22 protein-coding genes are annotated in these 20,864 nt (G+C 71.2%); 10 read left to right on the top strand and 12 right to left on the bottom strand.

From position 1 onward, the window contains the following. Positions 1 to 49: 49 nt before the first annotated feature. Positions 50 to 1,777, bottom strand: a complete 1,728-nt coding sequence (locus tag EUA06_RS15530; protein ID WP_129477425.1) for a sulfatase-like hydrolase/transferase — start codon at positions 1,775 to 1,777, stop codon at positions 50 to 52. 89 nt (positions 1,778 to 1,866) lie between these two features. Here EUA06_RS15530 and EUA06_RS15525 point away from each other — a divergent pair, with 89 nt between their 5' ends. From EUA06_RS15525 to EUA06_RS15510, 3 genes are read left to right on the top strand one after another with little or no spacing between them, the layout of a single operon-like run. Next, positions 1,867 to 2,835, top strand: coding sequence for a formylglycine-generating enzyme family protein (locus tag EUA06_RS15525; protein ID WP_129477423.1), 969 nt, complete (start codon positions 1,867 to 1,869; stop codon positions 2,833 to 2,835). 33 nt (positions 2,836 to 2,868) lie between these two features. Beyond that, positions 2,869 to 3,675: a hypothetical protein gene (locus EUA06_RS15520; RefSeq protein ID WP_165354413.1), complete on the top strand. Its 807-nt coding sequence runs from the start codon at positions 2,869 to 2,871 to the stop codon at positions 3,673 to 3,675. Between the two features lie 12 nt (positions 3,676 to 3,687). Beyond that, positions 3,688 to 4,278: a DUF1349 domain-containing protein gene (locus EUA06_RS15510; protein ID WP_129477421.1), complete on the top strand. Its 591-nt coding sequence runs from the start codon at positions 3,688 to 3,690 to the stop codon at positions 4,276 to 4,278. 180 nt (positions 4,279 to 4,458) lie between these two features. Here EUA06_RS15510 and EUA06_RS15505 read toward each other — a convergent pair whose 3' ends face one another. The 7 genes from EUA06_RS15505 to EUA06_RS15475 form a co-directional block, all read right to left on the bottom strand. Next, on the bottom strand, positions 4,459 to 5,739 hold the full coding sequence (locus tag EUA06_RS15505) for an HNH endonuclease signature motif containing protein (RefSeq protein WP_242498180.1): 1,281 nt from the start codon (positions 5,737 to 5,739) through the stop codon (positions 4,459 to 4,461). Between the two features lie 191 nt (positions 5,740 to 5,930). Further along, on the bottom strand, positions 5,931 to 6,368 hold the full coding sequence (gene msrB, locus EUA06_RS15500) for a peptide-methionine (R)-S-oxide reductase MsrB (RefSeq protein WP_129477418.1): 438 nt from the start codon (positions 6,366 to 6,368) through the stop codon (positions 5,931 to 5,933). 29 nt (positions 6,369 to 6,397) lie between these two features. Continuing rightward, on the bottom strand, positions 6,398 to 6,718 hold the full coding sequence (locus tag EUA06_RS15495) for a hypothetical protein (RefSeq protein ID WP_129477416.1): 321 nt from the start codon (positions 6,716 to 6,718) through the stop codon (positions 6,398 to 6,400). A gap of 40 nt (positions 6,719 to 6,758) precedes the next feature. Further along, positions 6,759 to 7,184 carry a VOC family protein gene (locus EUA06_RS15490; RefSeq protein ID WP_129477414.1) on the bottom strand — a complete coding sequence of 142 codons (426 nt, stop codon included), beginning with the start codon at positions 7,182 to 7,184 and terminating at the stop codon, positions 6,759 to 6,761. A gap of 299 nt (positions 7,185 to 7,483) precedes the next feature. After that, positions 7,484 to 9,334 carry a serine/threonine-protein kinase gene (locus tag EUA06_RS15485; RefSeq protein ID WP_129477412.1) on the bottom strand — a complete coding sequence of 617 codons (1,851 nt, stop codon included), beginning with the start codon at positions 9,332 to 9,334 and terminating at the stop codon, positions 7,484 to 7,486. A gap of 119 nt (positions 9,335 to 9,453) precedes the next feature. After that, positions 9,454 to 10,116 carry an FMN reductase gene (locus tag EUA06_RS15480; RefSeq protein WP_129477410.1) on the bottom strand — a complete coding sequence of 221 codons (663 nt, stop codon included), beginning with the start codon at positions 10,114 to 10,116 and terminating at the stop codon, positions 9,454 to 9,456. Further along, positions 10,113 to 11,261, bottom strand: coding sequence for an LLM class flavin-dependent oxidoreductase (locus EUA06_RS15475; protein WP_129477408.1), 1,149 nt, complete (start codon positions 11,259 to 11,261; stop codon positions 10,113 to 10,115). The genes EUA06_RS15480 and EUA06_RS15475 overlap by 4 nt, the downstream gene beginning before the upstream one ends. A 160-nt stretch (positions 11,262 to 11,421) precedes the next feature. On the opposite strand from EUA06_RS15475, the gene EUA06_RS15470 reads away from it, so the two are divergent. Both EUA06_RS15470 and EUA06_RS15465 read left to right on the top strand, forming a co-directional pair. Then, complete coding sequence (locus EUA06_RS15470; RefSeq protein WP_207208380.1) at positions 11,422 to 11,817, top strand: tetratricopeptide repeat protein; 396 nt, start codon at positions 11,422 to 11,424, stop codon at positions 11,815 to 11,817. Positions 11,818 to 11,918: 101 nt separating this feature from the next. Continuing rightward, the gene (locus EUA06_RS15465; RefSeq protein WP_242498179.1) at positions 11,919 to 12,728 is read left to right on the top strand and encodes a glycerophosphodiester phosphodiesterase family protein; all 810 of its coding nucleotides are present in this window, start codon (positions 11,919 to 11,921) and stop codon (positions 12,726 to 12,728) included. Here EUA06_RS15465 and EUA06_RS15460 read toward each other — a convergent pair. Beyond that, a complete protein-coding gene (locus EUA06_RS15460) occupies positions 12,688 to 13,305 on the bottom strand; it encodes a response regulator transcription factor (RefSeq protein ID WP_129477406.1) in 618 nt (205 codons plus the stop codon). The genes EUA06_RS15465 and EUA06_RS15460 overlap by 41 nt on opposite strands. A 202-nt stretch (positions 13,306 to 13,507) precedes the next feature. Between EUA06_RS15460 and EUA06_RS15455 the strand changes: the two genes are divergently transcribed. The 5 genes from EUA06_RS15455 to EUA06_RS15435 all read left to right on the top strand — a co-directional run bounded on the left by EUA06_RS15455 (position 13,508) and on the right by EUA06_RS15435 (position 18,117). After that, on the top strand, positions 13,508 to 13,810 hold the full coding sequence (locus EUA06_RS15455) for a metal-sensitive transcriptional regulator (protein ID WP_129477404.1): 303 nt from the start codon (positions 13,508 to 13,510) through the stop codon (positions 13,808 to 13,810). Between the two features lie 28 nt (positions 13,811 to 13,838). Continuing rightward, positions 13,839 to 14,045, top strand: a complete 207-nt coding sequence (locus EUA06_RS15450; RefSeq protein ID WP_129477402.1) for a heavy-metal-associated domain-containing protein — start codon at positions 13,839 to 13,841, stop codon at positions 14,043 to 14,045. Then, positions 14,042 to 14,974: a hypothetical protein gene (locus EUA06_RS15445; protein ID WP_129477400.1), complete on the top strand. Its 933-nt coding sequence runs from the start codon at positions 14,042 to 14,044 to the stop codon at positions 14,972 to 14,974. The genes EUA06_RS15450 and EUA06_RS15445 overlap by 4 nt, the downstream gene beginning before the upstream one ends. Continuing rightward, entirely contained in the window at positions 14,964 to 17,174 is a 2,211-nt protein-coding gene (locus tag EUA06_RS15440) for a heavy metal translocating P-type ATPase (RefSeq protein WP_129477398.1), read from the top strand. The genes EUA06_RS15445 and EUA06_RS15440 overlap by 11 nt, the downstream gene beginning before the upstream one ends. Positions 17,175 to 17,412: 238 nt before the next feature. Then, a complete protein-coding gene (locus EUA06_RS15435) occupies positions 17,413 to 18,117 on the top strand; it encodes an EcsC family protein (protein WP_129477396.1) in 705 nt (234 codons plus the stop codon). On the opposite strand, the gene EUA06_RS15430 is transcribed toward EUA06_RS15435, so the two are convergent. From EUA06_RS15430 to EUA06_RS15420, 3 genes are read right to left on the bottom strand one after another with little or no spacing between them, the layout of a single operon-like run. Beyond that, the gene (locus EUA06_RS15430; RefSeq protein ID WP_129477394.1) at positions 18,110 to 19,444 is read right to left on the bottom strand and encodes a CotH kinase family protein; all 1,335 of its coding nucleotides are present in this window, start codon (positions 19,442 to 19,444) and stop codon (positions 18,110 to 18,112) included. The two genes, EUA06_RS15435 and EUA06_RS15430, sit on opposite strands and share 8 nt — an antisense overlap. Next, positions 19,441 to 20,217: a polyphosphate polymerase domain-containing protein gene (locus tag EUA06_RS15425; protein ID WP_129477392.1), complete on the bottom strand. Its 777-nt coding sequence runs from the start codon at positions 20,215 to 20,217 to the stop codon at positions 19,441 to 19,443. The genes EUA06_RS15430 and EUA06_RS15425 overlap by 4 nt, the downstream gene beginning before the upstream one ends. Then, positions 20,214 to 20,810 (bottom strand): DUF4956 domain-containing protein, encoded by a 597-nt coding sequence (locus EUA06_RS15420; RefSeq protein WP_129477390.1) that lies wholly within the window; start codon positions 20,808 to 20,810, stop codon positions 20,214 to 20,216. The genes EUA06_RS15425 and EUA06_RS15420 overlap by 4 nt, the downstream gene beginning before the upstream one ends. Between the last annotated feature and the right edge of the window lie 54 nt (positions 20,811 to 20,864).

Raw genomic sequence — 20,864 nt, 5'->3', positions numbered from 1 at the left:
TCGGGCCCGGACGCATCGCGCCCGGGCCCGAGATCCACTCCGCGGCCGGCTACGGCTTCGGCAGCACGAACGGCACGGGGTCGCCGGCCGCGATCGTGAGGGTGTCGCCGCGGTGGCGGGTCACCTCGCCATCGGCGTACGTCGTGCCGGTGAATCCCTCGATCACCCGAGTCGGCTGGCCGGCGCGGAGCGTGGCGAGCGGCGCGTCGGTCTCGTCGAGCCACGTGATGAGCTGCTCACCGAGCTGGTGCACCAGACCCGGCTTCTGCGCCGCGAGGTCGGTCGTCTCGCCGAGGTCCTTGCTGAGGTCGTAGAGCGCGAAAGAGCCGTCGGTGTACTGGTAGTAGAGCTTCCACCTGCCGTCGCGGACCAGCGAGGACGGGCGCTGCACGCCGACGTAGCCGGGAAGGTGGTGGAAGTGCGTGCGGTTGATCTTCGTGCCCTTGCCGAAGGCGGGCGTCAGGTCGATGCCGTCCATCGGTACACCGGCCGGCAGCGCGGCCTGCGCGTAGGACGCGAGCGTCGTGTAGAGGTCGGTGCTGTTGATGATCGTCTCGTTGCTCCGACCGCCACCGCGGACGAGGTCGGCGTTCTTGCTCCACACGATCCACGGCACGCGGATGCCGCCCTCGTACATCTGGCCCTTGTCCTCGCGCAGCGGCCCGTTGTCCGCACCCGAGTTGACCGGGTCCTCCTCACCGCCGTTGTCGGAGGTGAAGATGACCACCGTGTTGTCGGCGAGCGGCTTGCCGCCGTTGCGCGGGTCCGGGGTCTCCTCGAGGTAGTCGACGATGCGGGCGACCGACTGGTCGACACCCTCGGTGAGGGCGCCGTACGACGGCTTGGCCGGGGACTGCCCGGCGGTCTTGGCCTGGTACTTCGCGAGCAGGTCGGACCTCGCCTGGGCGTTGTTGACCGGGAAGTGCGGGGCGAACTCGCTCACCCACGCGAGGAACGGCTCGTCCTTGCTGCGATCCATGAAGTCGAGCGCTGCGTCGGTCTGCGCGTCGGTCACGTGCTTGTCGGTGCCGACCAGGGCGTCGAGCTGCGCCTCGCTGACGCCCACGCTGTAGGGCGCGATGTTCTCGTCGACGTAGGCCTGGGTGTAGTCACCTGCGAACTGGTCCAGCGACGGGGAGACCGAGTCGTTGAACTGGTCGTTGGTCGCGAAGTAGTAGGTGGCGTGCGAGTTCTGGCTGCCGCCCCAGTTCTCGTCGAAGCCGTGGCCGGTCACGATCTCCTCCGCCGAGCCGGCGACGTGGAACTTGCCGGAGTAGCCGGTCGCGTAGCCGGCCTTCTGCAGGGTCTCCCCCAGCGTCTGGTACCCCACCGGCACCGCCGTCCGGCCGTCCTCGCCCAGGCGCCCCTGGGTGACGCCGCGCAGCGGAGCGCTCGCCGGGCCGGTGACGGCACCGACGGCGTAGACGTTGTTGGTCGGACGGGTGGCGTACTGCCCGGTGTGCAACGCGGTGCGCGTCGGGCTGCACTGGACGGAGGCGTAGGCCTCGGTGAAGACCTGGCCCTCCTCGGCGAGCTGGTCGATCCGCGGCGTCTCGTTGTAGTCGTTGCCGTAGCCACCGTTGGTGAGACCGGTGCTCAGGTCGGCCCACCCGAGGTCGTCGGCCATGATGAAGACGAGGTTGGGGCGGGGTGCCTGGGCAGGCGCCGCGGCAGCACTGGCGGTGCTCACCGGGGTGGTGCTGAGGGCGGGCGCGACACTGGCCAGAGTGAGCACGGCCGGCGTGGCGATCGCGGTGATCAACTTCCGAGAGGGCATCGAGGGCTTCCTTCTGCAGGGGTGGATGTCAGAGAAGAGACTATCTGTAGTTCTTTGGTCCACTTACTGTAGTCAGGTAGTTTCGAGACATGACAGGCACCTGCTGCGCTCCCACCGCCGAGCGGACCGCTGAGTCGAGCGGCACCCCCGCCGTCCCGCGCGGAGAACGGAGCACGCGAGGCCAGGTGCGCATCCCTCCTGGCACGTTCTGGATGGGCGACAGCCACGGGGACGGCTACGCCGCGGACGGCGAGCGGCCGGTGCACGAGGTGCGGCTGTCGGCCCACCTCATCGACGCCAAGGCCGTGACCAACGCGCAGTTCGCCGCCTTCGTGAAGGCGACGACGTACATCACCGACGCCGAGCGCGACGGTGTGTCCGCGGTCTTCCACCTCGCGGTCGACGCAGCGCCGGCCGACATCCTCCAGGGCGCCGCCGGCGTGCCGTGGTGGCTGGCCGTACGCGGTGCGGACTGGCGGCACCCCGCCGGGCCCCGCTCGGACATCGCCGACCTGCAGAACCATCCGGTCGTGCACGTCTCGTGGCGCGACGCGCAGGCCTACTGCCGCTGGGCGGGCAAGCGACTGCCGACGGAGGCGGAGTGGGAGCACGCGGCCCGAGGCGGCCTCGATCGCGCCCGCTACCCCTGGGGCGACGAGCTCGGCAGCGGGGGACGCTGGCGCTGCAACATCTGGCAGGGCGAGTTCCCACGCCGCAACACGCTCGAGGACGGCTACCTCACGACCGCGCCGGTGACGGCGTTCCAGCCCAACGGTCACGGCCTGTCCAACACGGTCGGCAACGTCTGGGAGTGGTGCCAGGACGCCTTCCGCGCGACCGAGTACGCCGAGCGCGCGGGCGAGGCCCCCGTCGTCGACCCGGTCGCCGTGGAGCCGACGGACGTGGACGACGCGCAGGTCAGCCGGGTGATGCGCGGCGGGTCGTACCTCTGCCACGACAGCTACTGCAACCGCTACCGGGTCGCAGCGCGCTCGTCGAACACGGCGGAGTCCTCGTCGGGCAACATCGGCTTCCGCTGCGCCAACGACGAGACGTAGCACCGGCTTCGTCCGCCGACCTAGGCTCGTGGCATGGAGCTGATCCTGCTGCTGGTGGTCCTGGGTGTGGTGGGCGCCGCCGCGGTCGTCATGACGCGGCGGAACAAGGAGCGCGAGCTCCAGCGGCGCGAGGACGAGCTCGCCCCGGTGAAGAAGCTCGCGTTCGAGGACATCACCGCGTTCGGCGTCGACCTGCAGGAGCTCGACTACGAGATGAGCGGCCACGACCTGGACGCCGGAGCCAACGCCGACTACCAGCGGGCCCTCGACGCCTACGAGTCGGCCAAGACCGCGGGTGACTCCATCACCGAGCCGGAGGACATCCGCCACATCACCTCGATCGTCGAGGACGGGAGGTACGCCGTCGCGTGCGTGCGCGCCCGGGTCGAAGGACGACCGCTCCCCACCCGGCGACCACCGTGCTTCTTCGACCCGCGCCACGGGCCGTCGGTCGCCGACGTCCTCTTCGCCCCGCCGGACGGCATCGAGCGTGACGTGCCCGCGTGCGCCCTCGACGTCGAGCGCGTCAACGCCGGCGCCGAGCCGGACATCCGCAAGGTGATGGTCGGCGCACAGCGCGTGCCCTACTACCAGGGCGGCCGCGCGTACGAGCCCTACGCAGCCGGATACTTCGGTGCCTTCGGCCCCATGACGTGGATGTTCATGGGCGGGATGATGTTCGGCGACCTCGGTGGTGGCTACGACGGTGGTGGCGACGGAGGCGGCGACGGTGGCGATGGCGGCGGGTCCGACGGTGGTGACGGTGGTGGGTACGACGGCGGTGGCGGCGACGGCGGTGGCTGGGGCGACGGCGGCGGCTTCGACCTCGGCGGCTTCTGAACGCCGGCGACCATGACCCGCACCGTTCCGTGGAGCGACGGATCGTGGACGAACGACCCCGTCGACGTCACGACCTCCGATGACGGCCTCCACGTCACTGCCCGCGAAGGCAGCGACGCCTGGCGCATCACGTCCTACGACTTCATCCACTCCACTGAGCACGCGCTCCTGAGCACTTTCGAACCCGAGTCTGCGATCGAGGTGCAGTTCCGTCTCGACTTCGCCGAGCAGTTCGACCAGGCCGGCATCTTCGTGAAGGTCGACGACGAGTCGTGGATCAAGTCGGGCGTCGAGCTGAGCGACGGAGAGGAGAGCCTTGGCGCCGTGGTGACCAGGGGGACATCGGACTGGTCACTGTCCCCCGTCCCGGGCTGGGCAGGGCGGTTGGTCACCGTCCGTGGCAGCTGGTCGGGCAACGCCCTCACCGTGCGCGCGCGGGTGGACGACGAACCCTGGCGACTCGTCCGCGTCGCGCCGCTGATCGCGGACGGCCCCGTCACGGCGGGGCCCTTCTGCTGTGCGCCGACCCGCGCCGGACTCACTGTTCACTTCACGTCGTGGCGGATCACCCCGCCGGATGCCGGGCTCCACCCGGGCGACTGAGGCCCTTGGCAACTGCGCAGGGCCTTACGCGAGCGCTCTCCTCGAGAAGAACGAGGAGACATACGCCCATCGATGGGCTGGGGCAATTGCGGCACTTTGCAGCGCATCGTCTGCAGGCCCCACCGTCGGTTGCGACACCCTGGTGCGCGTCGTACCGACGAGATCGCCGCACGCGAGCTCCTAAGAGCGTCGGTGGAACCTGAGGTCGCCGCTGGGGAGGCGGTCGACGCGATGACCGGTGTCGTGGATCCGGTGGTGATGGTGACTGCAGAGCAGGACCGCGTTGTCGAGGTCGGTCGAGCCGCCGTTGTGCCAGGGGTCGAGGTGGTGGGCGTCGCACCAGGTGCCAGGGGTGTCGCAGCCCTCCGCGCGGCAGGTCTGGTCGCGGATAAGCAGCGCCTTGCGCTGGGCCGGCGTGAAGAGTCGCTTTGCGCGGCCGAGGTCGATCGGCAGCGAGCGGCCGTCGAGAACGGCGGGCAGGATCTTCGCGGTGCACGCGAGCCGGCGGGCCTGGGCGGCGGTGATCCGGTCGCCGGTGAGGTCGTCGCCAGGCACGAGTCCGGCGCCGACGAGGTCGGCTGCGGCGAGGTCGGTCAGGAGGGACGCGAGGGGGATGGTGACGACCACCGTCGTCGCGTCGCCGCCGTGGAGCGGGAGGCGGTGGGGGTCGACGGCCTCGAGGAACTGGGCGAGCGCATCGCCCATCCGCTTCGGGTATCCCTGCCGGACCACCACGTCACCCCCACCGTCGCCCGTCGCACCCGCTCCTTCGCGGCGGGGGTTGGCGAACGCCTCGAGGTAGGTCGCGAACCGGGTGGCCACGGCGTCGGGGACGCGGCCCGAGATCCGGGTGGTGCCGTCGCCGAGGCGGCGCATGGTGAGGCGAGTCCGCTGGGCGGCGCGGGCTTCCTGCTCGGCCAACCGGGCCGCTTCCGCGGCCTCGGCGATCTCCGGCGCGACGACGTCGAGGATGCGACGCCCGATGCGGCCGAGCTCCTTCGGCCCGAACTCCGCGGCCTGCGCCACGAGGTGCGCCTCGGCCCTCGTCACCGTGTCGGCGTCCACGGATGCGGGCAGGGCGTCGACCGCCCGATGGATCACGTGCGCCTGCGCCAGCGTCACAGACCCGTCTCGCATCGCCGAGGCGACGAACGCCCGGTCGCGGTCGAGAGCGGAGGCAAGCGCGAGGTCGGCCCGAGCATCGGCGAAACGCGTCCGCGTCATCTTCGCCAGCCACCCGGCGGCGTCCTTCGCCGCGGTCTCGTGCGCGAGGTCGCCCGCGTCAGCCAGGATCCGGAGCCGCAGCTCCGCCAGCTGCGACTCGGCGCGGCCGAGCTCCGTGAGCGCGGCAGCCTTGTCGGAGGTGGACATGAAGGTCGGGTTCACGTCCGCCACGGCCTTGAGGGCGGACCGTACGTCGGCGGCCGCTGCCACGATCGGGTGCAACGCCAGCTCGGTCACGGTCGGCCTCCTCTCGACGACGGTCCACCCGCGCGCACGCGCGGCTGGAGAACGGTCGTCGCTCCTGGAGGCCGGGTTCACCGGACACTTACATCCCTCGCAACTCGTCCACATCACAACCGGGAAGGCGCACCGTCTGAACTGGTGGCCCGGAGGCTAGGAACGTGCGGCTACCCTATCGCATGTATACACTATTCGTCAACCTGTTCGATCAGCTCGAATGTCAGCGCCGCACCGTTGATGCACCACCGCTGCCCGGTGGGTCGAGGACCGTCGCCGAAGACGTGGCCCAGGTGGCCTCCACACGTGGCGCAGCTCGCCTCGCGTCGCGGCACGATCAGCTTGAAGTCGGTGTGGACCGCCACCGCGTCGCGGCTGGCGGCGTCCGAGAAGCTGGGCCAGCCCGTCCCTGACTCAAATTGGTCCTCCGCGCGGAACAGCTCGGCCTCGCACCCGGCGCAGCGGTACACGCCGTCCGAGCCGGCCGTCGGGTGCGCATAGGGACTGCTCCCGGGCGCCTCGGTCCCCGACCGGCGAAGCACGCGGTAGGCCTCGGGCGCGAGTCGTTCGCGCCACTCGGCGTCAGTGCGGACTACCGGTGGCTGGGGTCGGGCGCGGCGCTTGAACACACGACGAGCCTAGGCAGCGACGCCTGACCTCAGCAGGAACCTCCGTCGCCCCCGGAACCCCCGCCACCGTCGGAGAAGCTGGCAGCGGCCCCGAGCCCGGTCCAGCCGGCGGCGTGACCAGCGCTCCGGCGTACGTCCGGGTTGCCCGGCACCAGGATCGCGTCGAGGACCGCGGCCGACGCGACGACCAGCACGAGCCAGGTGAACGCCGTCATCACGACGGCCACGCGACCGCCGCCGGCGAGCTCGACCGCCGCGATCGAGACGATGAGCGCGAAGGCCGCCACCGCAGCGAAGGTGAGCCACGACGTGCGGGCGTGCGGGGCGAGGCGACGCGTCAGGCTGCGCATGAATGCAGTGTGCTCCTGCGCAGCCGAGGCCGCCAGCGGTTCAGCCCGGCGAGGCCCCCGCGATGTTGACCAGCCAGCCGATGCCGAAGCGGTCGGTGAGCATGCCGAACTCGTCTCCCCACGGGGCGGCCTCGAGCGGCTGGCGGACGACCCCGCCCTCCGACAGCTTCGCGAACCACTCGCGCAGTCGCTCGGCATCCTCAGGACCGCCGGACAGGCTGACGGACACGTTGTCACCAAAGGTCACCTGCACCATCTCCGGCGGCGCATCGGCGCCCATCAGCACCATCCCGCCGGGCACCTCGAGCTGGCCGTGCATCACCTGGGCGGCCAGTGGTCCTTCGGTGCCCATGTCGCCGAACGTCATCACGGTGAGCTCGCCACCGAGGACGGAGGTGTAGAACTCCATCGCCTCGCGCGCCGTGCCGTCGGGGAAGTTGAGGTAGGGATTGAGGTTGATCGACATCGTCGGCTCCCACGGCTCGGTGTGGTCCGACCACGGTAGTGACTCCGCGCGTGGTCGCGGAAGCATCAGCGGTGTGGACGGCGGGACCTCTGCCCGCCCCAGCCGGATCATGTGCCGTCTCTCTGCGTCATGGACGTCCCTCCCCAGGGTCAGTCGTGCAACTGACGACGTAACCACGGGCCGCGCTGGCTGAGCACCACCCGTCAGGGGGAAGTTGACGAGGCAACCACCCGCAGGAGGGTCAGTCGGTACCGGAGTGGCCCTTGAGGAGTGTGCTGTTTCTCCAGCCTGCTGACTGATCAGGGCACTCGGACTCTCGCAGAGAGCCGCCCGACCCTCACGAGCGCGAGGGCAGACCCCGACCACTTGATCGACACTTCGAGGACACCTCGTTCGTCAACCTTTCCGGAGAAGCACGAGATGGACTTGCCGTTGGGCCTCGTGCAGCTGGTGGGAACACCGTCCGACAACGTCACCACCTTGGGCGACGTCCCCTTTGCCAATCCCGTCGCCACCATCGTCACCTCAGTGCATCCAGGTGCGGCTGGCGTGCACTTCCCAGTCAGCGACAGAGTGAGCGTGGGCCGTTTGCTGCTCCCGCACTGACGGCTTGTGTTGCTCGTCCTGGTGCCGCTGCCGGTGTCGAGTGATGTGCGAGCGAGGATGCACACCTCATCACCGCCGCGCCGGGTTGGTACCACCTGGCGGCCCCCGTAGACCGTTGCCCACGTACTTCCGACTTCGTCCCGTCGGTACTGCACGCTCACGCGGTCTGGCGAGGACGGAGGAATGGTGAAGTCGTAGAGCACGGCCATGTCGAGCGCCCTCGATGAGATGTAGGGCCCGTCGCCCATGTCGATCACCTCCGGTGGCGAGCTGGCGTCGTCCTCGCTCGGCGTTGCCGTCGGGGCCGCGAGTGCAGTGTCTGCCGGGTCGTCATCCCCGCCCACAACGAACGGAAGGGTCACCAGCGCGCCTACCAGCAGCGCTGCCGCAGCGACCCACGCCGTACGCCGCCGGGTGAACCAGGCCGCGGCCGCCGGCCGCGACGTCTGCGGCGGGACCTCAGGAACGACCGTCGCATCCGCGACCGGGACGACGGTGTCGTCAGAGACCGGAGCGACGTCCGCAGGCGTTGGCGCAGGCAGCGGACTCTCCGGCTCGACAGGCGCGGCGACCTCAGGGACGGCCACCACAGGCGGAACCACGGTGTCACCCACCGGCCTCCTGGCCGACGTCGATGCGGGCGGCAGCAAGTAGGTGAGGTCAGGCGGGGCGACCGGAGCCAGGTTCTCCTCGTGCGTGAGGTCGACGATCACGGTCGACTCCTCCGGTTCGCCGAGCCGCAGGAGCGCCGTGCGGAACTCGGCGGCGGTCTGGAAGCGGTCGTCGGGGTCCTTCGCGAGGGCACGCAGCAGCACGTCGTTGATGGCGTCGCCGCCCTCAGGGATCTGCGGCACCGGGTTGTAGAGGTGCCCCATCGCGACCTTGACGTCGGTGCCGACCCAGGGAGCACGCCCCTGGAGGCAGGCGTAGAGCACGCACCCCAGGCTGTAGACGTCGGAGGCAGCGGTGGCGGGCAGACCCTCGTGCCGCTCGGGCGCCATATAGCCGAGCGTCCCGATCACCCCGACCGTCTTCGTGTGCTCGCTGCCCTCGGCGAACGCGATGCCGAAGTCGCAGATCACGGCGCGCAGGCCGTCCGCGCGACGCTGCAGGAGGATGTTGGACGGCTTGATGTCGCGGTGCAGGAACCCCGCCTCGTGGGCATCGGCCAGCCCCTCGGCCACCTGCACCAGGACGGAGACCGACTCCTCCTGCGAGAGGGCGCCGTGCTCGGCGATCCAGTCGCTCAGGTCGCCGTCCGGGAACAGCTTGGTCGCGATGTAGAGCCAGCCGTCGTGCTCGCCCGCGTCGAAGACGGGCACGATCATCGGCGAGTCCACCGCCGCCAGCGCCTGCGCCTCCCGGATGAAGCGGTTGCGCAGCGCCTCGTTGTCGAGCAGGTCCATCGACAGGAGCTTGAGCGCGACCGGCCGCTGGAGGTCGCGGTGGGTCGCCTCGTAGACGACACCCATCCCACCGCGACCGATCCGTCGCGTCAGGTCGTACCGGCCGAACGTCTCACCTGCACCGGGCAGACCTGCCATCCCACGCCCCCTCGAGCACGCACAGCGTGGCCCCCATGTGCCGCGCTGCAGCGAACGCTAGCCACGGCGCGCGCCGTCGGCAGCCGTTCCGGGGCCCACCCCCCGGAAGTGGGGAGGCGTCAGTCGGTGCCGGAGTGTCCCCTGAGCAGGTCACCGAAGGGAGTCACGTCGGACTCGACCTGCGTGCCGGACGTACGCCGAGGGCGGGCCGCGAGGTCGGGTGCGAACCCGCCGACGCCGTAGTCGCCCTGGCTCAGCACCGCGGCGGCCAGCTCGGACGCCGCGCGGGTGATCCGGTCCGACAGCCCGTGGCTGCCGAAGTCCTCGGTCGCCGCGAACACCCCGGTGGGTACGACGACCGCGCGGAGGTAGGCGAAGAGCGGGCGCATCGCGTGGTCGAGGACCAGCGAGTGCCGGGCGGTGCCGGCGGTCGCGGCGATGAGCACCGGCGTACCGGTCAACCCGTCGGGGTCCAGGGCGTCGAAGAACATCTTGAAGAGGCCGCTGAAGCTCGCGTTGAAGACCGGCGTCACCGCGATCAGCCCGTCAGCCGCGGCCACCTGCTCGCGCAGCGCGGTGAGCCGCGGCGTCGGGATGCCGCCGGTCACCATGAACGTGGCCAGCTCGGCCGCGACCTCGCGCAGCTCGACGTACGCCATCTCGACGGACTCGCCGCGCGCGCTGACCTGCGCCGAGGTGGCCTCGGCGATCTGGTCGGCGAGGAGTCGGGTGGACGACGGGACCGTGAGTCCCGCCGTCACCACGACGATGTGCTGCGTCATGCGTCGACCTTCGCGGCAGCCAGCTCTTCCGCGCGGGCGCGGGCGGGCTCGACCAGGTGGTGCGGCGCGTCGGGACCGGCCGCCACGAGCGAGGCGTGGGTGGGCGGGTCGCTCGGGACGTGCGCCGGGCGACGGCGCTCGAACTCCTGGCGCAGGACCGGCACGACCTCGGTGCCGAGCATCTCCACCTGCTCCAGCACGAGCGACTCCGGCAGGCCGGCGTGGTCGGCGAGGAAGAGCTGGCGCTGGTAGTCACCGACGTAGTCGGCGAAGCCGAGCGTGCGCTCGATGACCTGCTCGGGCGTGCCGACGGTCAGCGGCGTCATCTCGCTGTAGTCCTCCAGCGACGGGCCGTGGCCGTAGACCGGCGCGTTGTCGAAGTAGGGCCGGTAGACCCGCTTGGCCTCGGCCTCGGTCGACGCCATGAACACCTGCCCGCCCAGCCCGACGTAGGCCTGGTCGGCGGCCCCGTGCCCGTAGTGCTCGAAGCGACGGCGGTAGAGCCGCACCATCGCCTCGGTGTGCTCCTTGTTCCAGAAGATGTGGTTGTGGAAGAAGCCGTCGCCGTAGTAGGCCGCCTGCTCGGCGATCTCGCTGCTGCGGATCGAGCCGTGCCACACGAACGGCGGCGTGCCGTCGAGCGGCGCGGGCGTCGAGGTGTAGCCCTGCAGCGGCGTGCGGAACTGGCCCTGCCAGTTGACCTGCGGCTCGCGCCAGAGCTTGCGGAGGAGGTGGTAGTTCTCGACCGCGAGCTTGATGCCGTCGCGGATGTCCTTGCCGAACCAGGGGTAGACCGGGCCGGTGTTGCCGCGGCCCATCATCAGGTCGACGCGGCCACCGGAGAGGTGCTGGAGGAACGCGTAGTCCTCGGCGATCTTCACCGGGTCGTTGGTGGTGATCAGCGTGGTGCTCGTCGAGAGCAGCAGCTTCTCGGTCTTCGCCGCGATGTAAGCCAGGTGCGTGGTCGGGGACGACACGACGAACGGCGGGTTGTGGTGCTCACCGGTCGCGAAGACGTCGAGACCCACCTCCTCGGCCTTGAGCGCGACCTTGGTCATGAGCTCGATGCGCTCACCCTCCGACACCATGCGACCCGTGGTCGGGTCCTCGGTGACGTCACCGACGCTGAAGATGCCGAACTGCATGGTGTCCTCTTCCCAGAACGTGTCACAGTGGTTGAAGTTTGTATCATCTCCAACGGGACTGGCAGCCCCAGTATTCCGCGGAATCGCCGGGCACCGTTACGGCGTTGGGACGGTGTCCGGGCGCACGCTCGGAGGAGAGACCCGCTCGAGAGGAGCGACGATGACCGACTTCACCCCCTTCGAGGACCTGTTGCGCGGACACGCGGGGCTGCTCGAGGACAGCGACCACGACCGCTGGGTCCGGGCCCAGGCGCTCTTCGAGGAGCGCGCCTACCGCGAGGCGGCCGTGCTGCTGACCGAGCTGCTCGACGCGGCCGATGCCGCCGACGACGTACGCCACGAGCTCACCGACGTGCGCCTCCTGCTGGCGCGCTCGCTCTACCACTCCGCCCAGCTCAACGGAGCGATCCGGGTGGCGACCGAGCTGCTCGAGCACGACCCCAACGAGCCCTACGCCCACCTCCTGGTGGGCCGGTCGCTCCAGCGCCAGGGCAAGGCCGACGAGGCGCAGCCGCACCTGCGCCTGGCCGAGCTGCTGGGCGGCTACCGGGCCTGACATGTCCGGCGCCGGGCGCCGCGACGACGGTTGGGTGAACACTCGCCCGGACCGGCCGCCGCGGCGCGACAGCGGTCGTCGTACGACCTCATGCTGGTCACGTGACCAGCTACGGCGACCACGCAGGACCGCTCGCCATCGCGCACCGCGGTGGCATGGGCCTGGCTCCCGAGAACACCCTGGCCGCGTTCGGTCGGGCCACCGCGCTGGGACTGACCTACCTCGAGACCGACGTCCACACCACGCGTGACGGGCACGTCGTCTGCTTCCACGACTCCGACCTGCGCCGGGTTACCGGGCACCCCGGGCGGGTCGCCGACCTCGACCTCGCCGACCTGCGGCAACTGCGGGTGCACGGCAGCGAGCGGATCCCGACGCTGGCCCACGCGATGGGGACCTTCCCCCGGGCGCGGTTCGCCATCGACCTCAAGGACGAGGCGTCGATCGCCTCGATGGCCCGGCTGCTGAAGGCCAACCCGAGCTGGGCGCAGCGGGTGCTCGTCGCGGGAGCATGGAGCCGGTGGCTCAGCCGCCTGCAGGACGAGGCGCCGGGCGTCACCACCGCGCTGGGCTGGCGCTCGCTGACCACGCTGATCGCGTGCTCGAAGGGGCGCGTGCGCCCGCTAGGCGTACGAGCGTCGGGCGGTGCCTTCGCCCACGTACCGATGCGGCTCGGTCGTCTGCCGATCCACTCCGAGCGGGTCATCGCGCGCGCCCACGACCTCGGCATCCGGGTGGTCGTGTGGACTGTCGACGACCCCGGCACGATGCGTACGCTCCTCGACGCCGGCGTCGACGGGATCATCACCGACCGGCCCGACGTGCTGCGCGAGGTGCTGGTCGGCCGGGACCAGTGGGCCCGGCCCGACGTCACACCTCCTGGAGGACCTCGACCCGCACTCCGTGGGTGACCGCCCACAGCACGGCCTGGCTCCGGCTCTGGACGCCGGTCTTGCGGTAGGCGCTGCGGATGTAGGACTTCACCGAGTTGAGCGAGATCCGCATCTCCTGCGCGATCTCGTCGTTGCTGCGACCCGTGGCGATCAGGGCCAGGGTCTCGCGCTCACGCGTGGTCAGCATGTCGGCCTCGCTGGGCGTGGCCATGCCCTGTGCCGACGCCCCCGGGAGCGGCGGAGCGACGACGGACTGGCCCTCGTGGATGGCGCGCAGCGCGCGGCCGAGCTGGGCGGCCGTGAGGTTCTTGCCGAGGTAGCCCGCGACGCCACCGACGAGGACCTCGTCGACGAGCCCGGGGTGGTGGTTCCAGGTGAAGACGGCGACCCGACGGATGTAGGGATCGGCGACGGCGCGGGCGAGCGTGGTGTCGTCGAGGGCGGTGCCGTAGGTCTCGACGAGCGCGATGTCGACCGGCGCTCGCATCCTGTCCTTGACGCTGCCCATCTCGAACCCGCCGAGGGTCCGGAGCATGCTCTCCAACCCCCGTCGGACGAGCTCGTCACCACCGAGCATGGCTACGCGGATGTTCATGTGTGTCCTGACGGTCCTGTGGGGAGGGATCGCACGGTGGTGCGCCCTCGACGTCCCCCCGGACCGTCGTCGTCACCATAGGTCTGGACCAGTGGATTTCGGCCACCTCGACCTGCTGCTGAGCGTGGATTGGGTAGCGAACTCCACCCCCACGGGTGAGAGAGTTGAGGAACCATATACCCCCTAGGGGTATGGTTGCACCATGAGCGAGCAGCACGGACACCTCGAGGGAAACGACGAAGCCGTCCAGGCCCACCTCAAGCGCCTGCGCCGGATCGAGGGGCAGGTGCGCGGCATCCAGCGGATGGTCGAGGAGGAGAAGTACTGCATCGACATCCTCACCCAGGTCTCCGCGGCCACGAAGGCCCTCCAGGCCCTTGCGCTCTCGCTGCTCGACGACCACATGGCCCACTGCCTCGTCGACGCCGCCCGCCAGGGCGGGGCCGAGCAGGAGCAGAAGCTCAAGGAGGCCTCCGAGGCCATCGCGCGCCTCGTGAAGTCCTGACCCGACCCCCTCCCGAAGGAGCCGCACCATGAGCGAGACCACCACCTACACCGTCACCGGCATGACCTGCGGCCACTGCGCCGCCTCGGTCACCGAGGAGATCTCCGAGCTCGCCGGCGTCGAGGACGTCGCCGTCGTCGTCGAGACCGGAGCCGTCACCGTCACCAGCGCCGCGCCCCTCGACCCCGCCGCCGTCCAGGCTGCCGTCGAGGAAGCCGGCTACGCACTGGCATGAGTACGTCGCTACGCGTCGCCGCGTTCGTCACCGCCCTGGTCGCCGCCTTCGCGGTCGCCTGGGGTGCGGGTGCCGTCGTGGGGCCGATCGACAGTGAACCCGTCGCCGAGCACGCGGACGCCGGCCACGGCGATTCGGCGGCGCACGACGACTCGGCCGGGCACGGCGCGACCGCTGCTGCCGACGTCGGTGGCCTCACCGCGCGTGCGGACGGCTTCACCCTGGCGCTGACCGACCGGGAGGTGGCCGCGGGCCGCACCCGCCTCGACTTCCAGGTGCTCACCTCCAGCGGGCGGCCGCTGCTCGACTACACGCGCGAGCACGACAAGGACCTGCACCTCATCGTCGTACGCCGTGACCTCACCGGCTTCCAGCACGTGCATCCGGAGCTCGACCGCACGAGCGGCACATGGTCCGTCGACGTCCGCCTGACGCCGGGGGTGTGGCGCGTGATCGCGGACTTCACCCCGGAGGGCTGGGAGGGCATCACGCTCGCCGACGACCTCGCGGTCGCGGGCGACTTCGCACCGGAGCCCCTGCCGGAGGACAGCCGGACGGCGACCATCGAGACCGACGAGGGCACCTACACCGTGAGCCTGGAGGGCGACACCGCTCCGGGAGCGAGCACGGTGCTCACCACCCGCATCGAGCTCGACGGGGAACCGGTGACCGACCTCGAGCCCTACCTCGGCGCCTTCGGCCACCTCGTCGCGATCCGTGCCGGTGACCTGGGCTACCTCCACGTCCACCCGGAGGAGGGCGAGCCCGGGCCGGGGATCGACTTCGCGACCGCCTTCCCCGAGCCGGCGACGTACGGCCTGTTCCTGGACTTCCAGCACCGCGGCACGGTCCACACAGCCGCGTTCACCGTCGAGTCCGGCGGCGCGCCCGCGGGCGACCACGACGAGGGAGGCGACCATGAGCACTGACGTCGAGCTCGCCATCACCGGCATGACCTGCGCGTCCTGCGCCAACCGCATCGAGCGCAAGCTCAACAAGCTCGACGGCGTGACCGCGACGGTCAACTACGCCACCGAGAAGGCCAAGGTCTCCTATCCCGGCACCGTCTCCACCGACGACCTGCTGCGCACCGTCGAGGCCGCCGGCTATGCCGCGGCGCTGCCCAGCACCGAGGTCGTCGACGACGCACCCGAGCGCGACCCGCTGCTCCAGCGGCTGCTCGTCAGCACCGCGCTCAGCATCCCGGTCATCGCGATGGGGATGGTGACCGCCTGGCAGTTCACCTACTGGCAGTGGGCGTCCCTCGTCCTCGCCGCGCCCGTGGTGGTGTGGGGCGCGCTGCCCTTCCACCGCGCCGCGTGGACCAACCTGCGCCACGGCGCGACCACGATGGACACCCTCGTCTCGGTCGGCGTCCTCGCCGCCTTCGGCTGGTCGCTGTGGGCGCTGTTCCTCGGCACCGCGGGCGAGCCGGGGATGACGCACCCGTTCCGGATCTCGATCGACCGCACCGACGGCGCGGGCAACATCTACCTCGAGGCCGCCGCGGGCGTGACGACGTTCCTGCTCGCCGGCCGCTGGCTCGAGCACCGCTCGAAGCGGCAGTCCGGCGCGGCGCTGCGGGCCCTGATGGAGCTGGGCGCGCGTGACGTCGGCGTGCTGCGCGACGCCCCTTCCGGTGGGCAGAGCGAGACCCGCGTCCCGATCGACCAGCTGGTGGTGGGCGACGCGTTCGTCGTACGCCCCGGGGAGAAGATCGCGACCGACGGGGAGGTCGTCGAAGGCTCGTCCGCCGTCGACGCCTCGATGCTCACCGGAGAGTCGGTGCCGGTCGAGGTGCGTCCCGGCGATGCGGTCGTCGGCGCGACCGTCAACGCCGGCGGACGCCTCGTGGTCCGGGCGACCCGCGTCGGCGCCGACACCCAGCTCGCCCAGATGGCGCGCCTCGTCGAGGACGCGCAGAACGGCAAGGCCGAGGTGCAGCGCCTCGCCGACCGGGTCTCCGGGATCTTCGTGCCGGTCGTGATCGGGCTCGCCGTGGCGACCCTCGGCTTCTGGCTCGGCGCCGGCGGTGGCGCGACCGCGGCCTTCACCGCAGCGGTCGCGGTGCTGATCATCGCCTGCCCCTGCGCCCTGGGCCTGGCCACGCCGACCGCGCTGATGGTCGGCACCGGTCGCGGCGCCCAGCTCGGCATCCTGATCAAGGGTCCCGAGGTGCTCGAGCAGACCCGTCGCGTCGACACGATCGTGCTCGACAAGACCGGCACGGTCACCACCGGCGAGATGACCGTCCACGAGGTGGTGGCCGCCGACGGCGAGAGCGTGGACGACGTACGCCGTCTCGCCGCTGCGCTGGAGTCCGCGTCCGAGCACCCGATCGGCCGGGCCATCGCGGCCTCGGTCGACAGGCGGGCCGACGTGGAGGACTTCGCCAACGTCGAGGGCCTCGGGGTGCAGGGGATCGTCGAGGGCCACGCGGTGGTCGTCGGACGACCCCGGCTGCTCGAGGACTGGGCGCAGCACCTCGACGCAGACCTGGCCGCCGCCGTCGAGCGGGCCCAGGGCGAGGGACGTACGCCCGTCGCGGTCGGCTGGGACGGCCGCGCTCGCGGCGTCATCGTCGTCGGCGACACGGTGAAGCCGTCGTCCGCCGAGGCGATCGCGCGGCTGCGCGACCTCGGCCTCACCCCGATCCTGCTCACCGGCGACAACGCCGCGGCCGCGCACCACGTGGCCCAGCAGGTCGGCATCGAGACGGTGATCGCCGATGTGCTGCCCGCCGACAAGGTCGCCGCGGTGCAGCGCCTCCAGGCCGCGGGCAAGGTCGTCGCGATGGTCGGCGACGGCGTGAACGATGCCGCCGCCCTCGCGCAGGCGGACCTCGGCCTCGCGATGGGCACCGGCACCGACGTGGCGATCGAGGCCAGCGACCTGACGCTCGTGCGCGGCGACCTGCTGGTCGCGGTGGACGCGATCCGCCTCGCGCGGCGGACGCTGGCGACGATCAAGGGCAACCTGTTCTGGGCGTTCGGCTACAACGTCGCCGCCCTGCCCCTCGCCGCTGCGGGCCTGCTCAACCCGATGCTCGCCGGTGCTGCGATGGCCTTCTCGAGCGTCTTCGTGGTGACCAACAGCCTGCGGCTGCGGGGCTTCCGCTCCTCCCTCTGATCTCGCGCTGAGCGGTGGTCCACCCACATTTCGTAGCTCGGAAGTGTGGCTGGGCCACCGCTCACGGGCGTGTCGCACTGGACGCGCTCTAGGTCGGTGGTCCACCTACATTCGAGCGGTCAGGAATGTGGGTGGACCACCGCTGCATGGAGCTAGGGGCCCTGCCGATCCCCCGGTGTTCGCCGGGTCCGACTCCAGGGGTGAGCCGTCCCTACCGCTGGGTTCCTATCGTGTGCGCATGGGACTCCTCGACAAGCTCACCCCCGGCCGCTCCGCGAAGACGACGCGGGCCGCGCTCGACGCCGCCAACGACCAGCAGCCCGACTCGGGTGCCATCGACCGGCTCGTCACGATGCTCGTCGACGTCGGCCTCGAGGGCCGCGGACCGATCGACCCGGTCCGCGAGGTCGCCGACCGCGCGCTGGCCAAGGCCGGCGGTGACCGCGAGAAGGCGATCGCGGCCGTGGCCCGCTCGACCACCGTCATGGGCTCGATCGGCGGCTTCGTCACCGGTCTCGGCGGCTTCGTCACGATGCCCGTGTCGCTGCCGGTGAACCTGGCCGAGTTCTACCTCCAGGCGGTGCGGATGGTCGGCGTGGTCGCCACGCTGAGGGGGTACGACGTCTCCGAGCCGCGGGTGCGCACAGCGATCCTGCTCACCCTGGTCGGCTCCGAGTCCGACGAGGTGCTCAAGAAGGCCGGGATGGCGACGGCCGGCAGCCGCGTGACGACGTACGCCCTCAGGGGCCTGCCGCCGGCCGCCCTGATGGTCGTCAACAAGGCGGTCGGCTTCCGGCTGATGCGCGGCGTGAGCGAGAAGGCGCTGAGCCGCTTCGGTCGTGGCGTCCCGTTCGCCGGCGGCCTCGTCGGCGGCGGCATCGACGGCTACATGATGAAGAAGATCGCCGATCACGCGATGGAGGAGTTCCCGGTCGTCAGCTGAGGCTGGCGCGGATCGCGTCGGCCTCCTCCTGAACGGTCGTGGCGTCGACGAGGTCGCCCGCCTGGTCGGTGAGGACGCCGGCCCACCGGTCGAGGACCTCCTCGGCGTACCCGCTGTCGACGAGCTGCTCGGTGAGGTCGGCCTCGGCCTGCTCGACCAGTGCGGCCCACTCCTCGACGGCGGTGAACCGCTCGACGAGGACGTTGGACCCGCCCGGCATCCCGCCGCCGGGGCTGCCCTCCGGCATGCCCTCCGGCACGCCCTCCGGCCGCTCGCCGTCCGGCATCTCGGGCATCCCCTCCGGACGTTCGCCCCGAGAGCCGCCGAACCCGCCCCCGGGACCGCCGCCGATCCCGCCGCCCATCCCGCCGGGCGATCCGCCGAAGGCGAGGTTGTGGTCCCAGGCGACGACCGTGAAGCCGCCGGACTCGGCGTCCCAGCGCAGATAGGCGTTGTTGCCGGGTCCGTCGATGTCGTCGAAGTTGCCGACGAGGTCCTCGAAGGCGAGGTAGCGGGCGAACGACTCGACGTCGAGCCGCTCGGGCAGCTCGGCGGCGAAGTCCTCGTCGCTGCTCTCGTTGACGAACTGGAGGAAGTCGATCAGCGGCGTGAGGTCGTCGTCGCCGGTCTCCTGGTCGAAGACGTCCGTGTACGAGTCGGGGTCGTCGCCGCGGTAGGACCAGTCGCCGCCGGCCTCGGCCTTGTAGAGCAGCCCGTCGGTCGAGAAGTTCTCGGCCTCCCACTCCTCGTCGAGGTTCTGCACGACCAGCCGGAGCCGCGCGTCGGCGCCGTTGACGCTGAACGACGACGGGATCGCGTGCTCGCTGGCGAGGCCCGCCTCGGCGAGCAGGTCGAGCGCGACCGCCTCGTTGAGCGCGGTCTGCGAGCCGTTGGACCGCACGATGAAGTCGCTCCACCCGTCGACGGACTGGTCGTCGACGAACTCGTCGAGCCTGATCAGCCACGGCAGGTCCGTCGGGTCGGCGTCGTCGGTGACGCCGCGCAGGGACGAGTTGCCCTTGAGCCGGAGCCCGGCCCGCTCGTACGTCTCCCCGTCGATCGTGACGGTGGCCTCGATCCACTCCTTCTCGCCCGAGTCCTGGTAGGTGTCGATCATCGCGGCGACGGCGTCCTCGGCGACGTCGACCGAGATCTCGTGCACGGTGCTCGCGTCCCAGACCCCCGTTCCCTCCGCGACGTCCTGCGCCGCGGTGCTGACGCTGCTGCTCGAGGAGGGGGTCGGGTCGGCCGCGCAACCGGTGAGGGTGAGCGACGCCAGCGTGGCAAGGACCGCGAGCCGCTTCGCGCCCGGTCCGTACGCCGTCATGCCGGCACCCCCGCGTCGACGGTCAGTGCGCCGAGGTGCTGCGTCGTGACCCGGTGCCAGCGGTTGCGCTGGAGGTCCGGGGTGAGCAGCGCCAGCCCCGTGCCGTACTTGCTGATCCGGACCGGTCGGTGCCCGAGCTCCCAGAGCCGCCGGTCGAGCGGACCGGGCCGGGCGCTGCCCGCCTTGGTCTCGATGACGAGCACGTCACCGACCGCAGCGGTGCCGTGGGAGGAGGCCCAGTGCAGCTCGCGGTCGATCGTGGCGCGGCCGGCGCCGCCGTCGAGCAGCAGCGTCGTGCGGCGATAGCTGGTGTGGAGCGTGGCGACCAGGCCGCCGGGGTCGACGTCGTGGACGTGCGCGGCGCCGAGCCGGTCACGGACCCAGGCGTCGGCGGCCGCGGGGACGACGAGGTCGTCGGCGCCCGGGTGCGGCAGTCGCTCCTTGACGGTGGTGCCGCGCAGGCCGCGGGTCTTGACCTCCAGCCACCGCTCGCCGGTGTCGGCGTAGGTGCGGGTGCGCACCTTCCAGCGGCGGCGTCGGCGGTGGGCCGACGCGCTCCAGCTGTCGAGGTGGACGGTGTCGAGGTAGGTCGACTCGTAGCGCGAGCAGCGACGGCCGTCGATCTCGAGGACGCGCAGGCTCTGGATGCCGGTCAGCACGGCGTCGAGGTCGGCGGCAGGGACGACGTACTTGCGGTCGATCCGGGTCAGCAGCTCCGCGTCGGCGTTGACCTCGGCGAGCGAGACGGCGGGCAGGTGGTCGACGGCGCTCATCGGGTGACCGCCGACAGCTCGTGCCGCTCCGCCCGCGGCAGGGCCGGGCGGGCCGCGGCGTAGTGGACCTCGACGGTCGTGGTGTCGTTCACGAGGTCGACGCGCACCGGCGTCACGCGGGTGACCCGCGCGTCGAGCAGCAGCTCGAGCCGCTGGACGAGGGTCGCCTCGTCGGTGATCGCGGAGTCGAGGACGACGACCTGGCGCAGGCCGGTGCCGTGCAGCAGCCGGCTGTCGGCGAGGGCGAGAACACCCACCAGGGCGGCCATCAGCGCGACGGAGAGGGCGACGTCACCGGTCCCGAGCCCGCCGATGAGGCCGATGGCGAGGGCGGCGAAGTAGTAGGCGATCTCGTGCTGGCCGAGCTCGTCGGAGCGGAGCCGGATGATCGAGAGCACCCCGAAGAGGCCCAGGCCGAGACCGATCGTGGCGGCGCTGCTCGACAGCACGATCGTGACGGCGAGGACGCCGACGTTGACGGCGATGAAGGCCGTGACGAGGTCCGCGCGCCGGTGGCGCGGGTAGTAGACGGCCATGGCGAGGACGAGCACGGCGACGAGGTCGACGGCGGCGAGGAGGTAGGTCGGGTTCATGGCCCGAGGTTGTCGCGCCGACCTGTCGCCGACCTGCTGCCGACCTGTGCCGAC

It is taken from the genome of Nocardioides glacieisoli (genome assembly GCF_004137245.1).
In the GTDB taxonomy this organism is placed as follows: Bacteria; Actinomycetota; Actinomycetes; order Propionibacteriales; family Nocardioidaceae; genus Nocardioides; species Nocardioides glacieisoli.
The sequence above is the reverse complement of the archived record's forward strand: the minus strand, read 5'-3'. Positions and strand labels throughout refer to the sequence as shown.

Coding starts and splice junctions, on each gene's coding strand:
- EUA06_RS15530 (WP_129477425.1), bottom strand. CDS start 1,777: ATGCCCTCTCGGAAGTTGATCACCGCGATCGCCACGCCGGCCGTGCTC.
- EUA06_RS15525 (WP_129477423.1), top strand. CDS start 1,867: ATGACAGGCACCTGCTGCGCTCCCACCGCCGAGCGGACCGCTGAGTCG.
- EUA06_RS15520 (WP_165354413.1), top strand. CDS start 2,869: ATGGAGCTGATCCTGCTGCTGGTGGTCCTGGGTGTGGTGGGCGCCGCC.
- EUA06_RS15510 (WP_129477421.1), top strand. CDS start 3,688: ATGACCCGCACCGTTCCGTGGAGCGACGGATCGTGGACGAACGACCCC.
- EUA06_RS15495 (WP_129477416.1), bottom strand. CDS start 6,718: ATGCGCAGCCTGACGCGTCGCCTCGCCCCGCACGCCCGCACGTCGTGG.
- EUA06_RS15490 (WP_129477414.1), bottom strand. CDS start 7,184: ATGTCGATCAACCTCAATCCCTACCTCAACTTCCCCGACGGCACGGCG.
- EUA06_RS15485 (WP_129477412.1), bottom strand. CDS start 9,334: ATGGCAGGTCTGCCCGGTGCAGGTGAGACGTTCGGCCGGTACGACCTG.
- EUA06_RS15480 (WP_129477410.1), bottom strand. CDS start 10,116: ATGACGCAGCACATCGTCGTGGTGACGGCGGGACTCACGGTCCCGTCG.
- EUA06_RS15475 (WP_129477408.1), bottom strand. CDS start 11,261: ATGCAGTTCGGCATCTTCAGCGTCGGTGACGTCACCGAGGACCCGACC.
- EUA06_RS15470 (WP_207208380.1), top strand. CDS start 11,422: ATGACCGACTTCACCCCCTTCGAGGACCTGTTGCGCGGACACGCGGGG.
- EUA06_RS15460 (WP_129477406.1), bottom strand. CDS start 13,305: ATGAACATCCGCGTAGCCATGCTCGGTGGTGACGAGCTCGTCCGACGG.
- EUA06_RS15455 (WP_129477404.1), top strand. CDS start 13,508: ATGAGCGAGCAGCACGGACACCTCGAGGGAAACGACGAAGCCGTCCAG.
- EUA06_RS15450 (WP_129477402.1), top strand. CDS start 13,839: ATGAGCGAGACCACCACCTACACCGTCACCGGCATGACCTGCGGCCAC.
- EUA06_RS15445 (WP_129477400.1), top strand. CDS start 14,042: ATGAGTACGTCGCTACGCGTCGCCGCGTTCGTCACCGCCCTGGTCGCC.
- EUA06_RS15440 (WP_129477398.1), top strand. CDS start 14,964: ATGAGCACTGACGTCGAGCTCGCCATCACCGGCATGACCTGCGCGTCC.
- EUA06_RS15435 (WP_129477396.1), top strand. CDS start 17,413: ATGGGACTCCTCGACAAGCTCACCCCCGGCCGCTCCGCGAAGACGACG.
- EUA06_RS15430 (WP_129477394.1), bottom strand. CDS start 19,444: ATGACGGCGTACGGACCGGGCGCGAAGCGGCTCGCGGTCCTTGCCACG.
- EUA06_RS15425 (WP_129477392.1), bottom strand. CDS start 20,217: ATGAGCGCCGTCGACCACCTGCCCGCCGTCTCGCTCGCCGAGGTCAAC.
- EUA06_RS15420 (WP_129477390.1), bottom strand. CDS start 20,810: ATGAACCCGACCTACCTCCTCGCCGCCGTCGACCTCGTCGCCGTGCTC.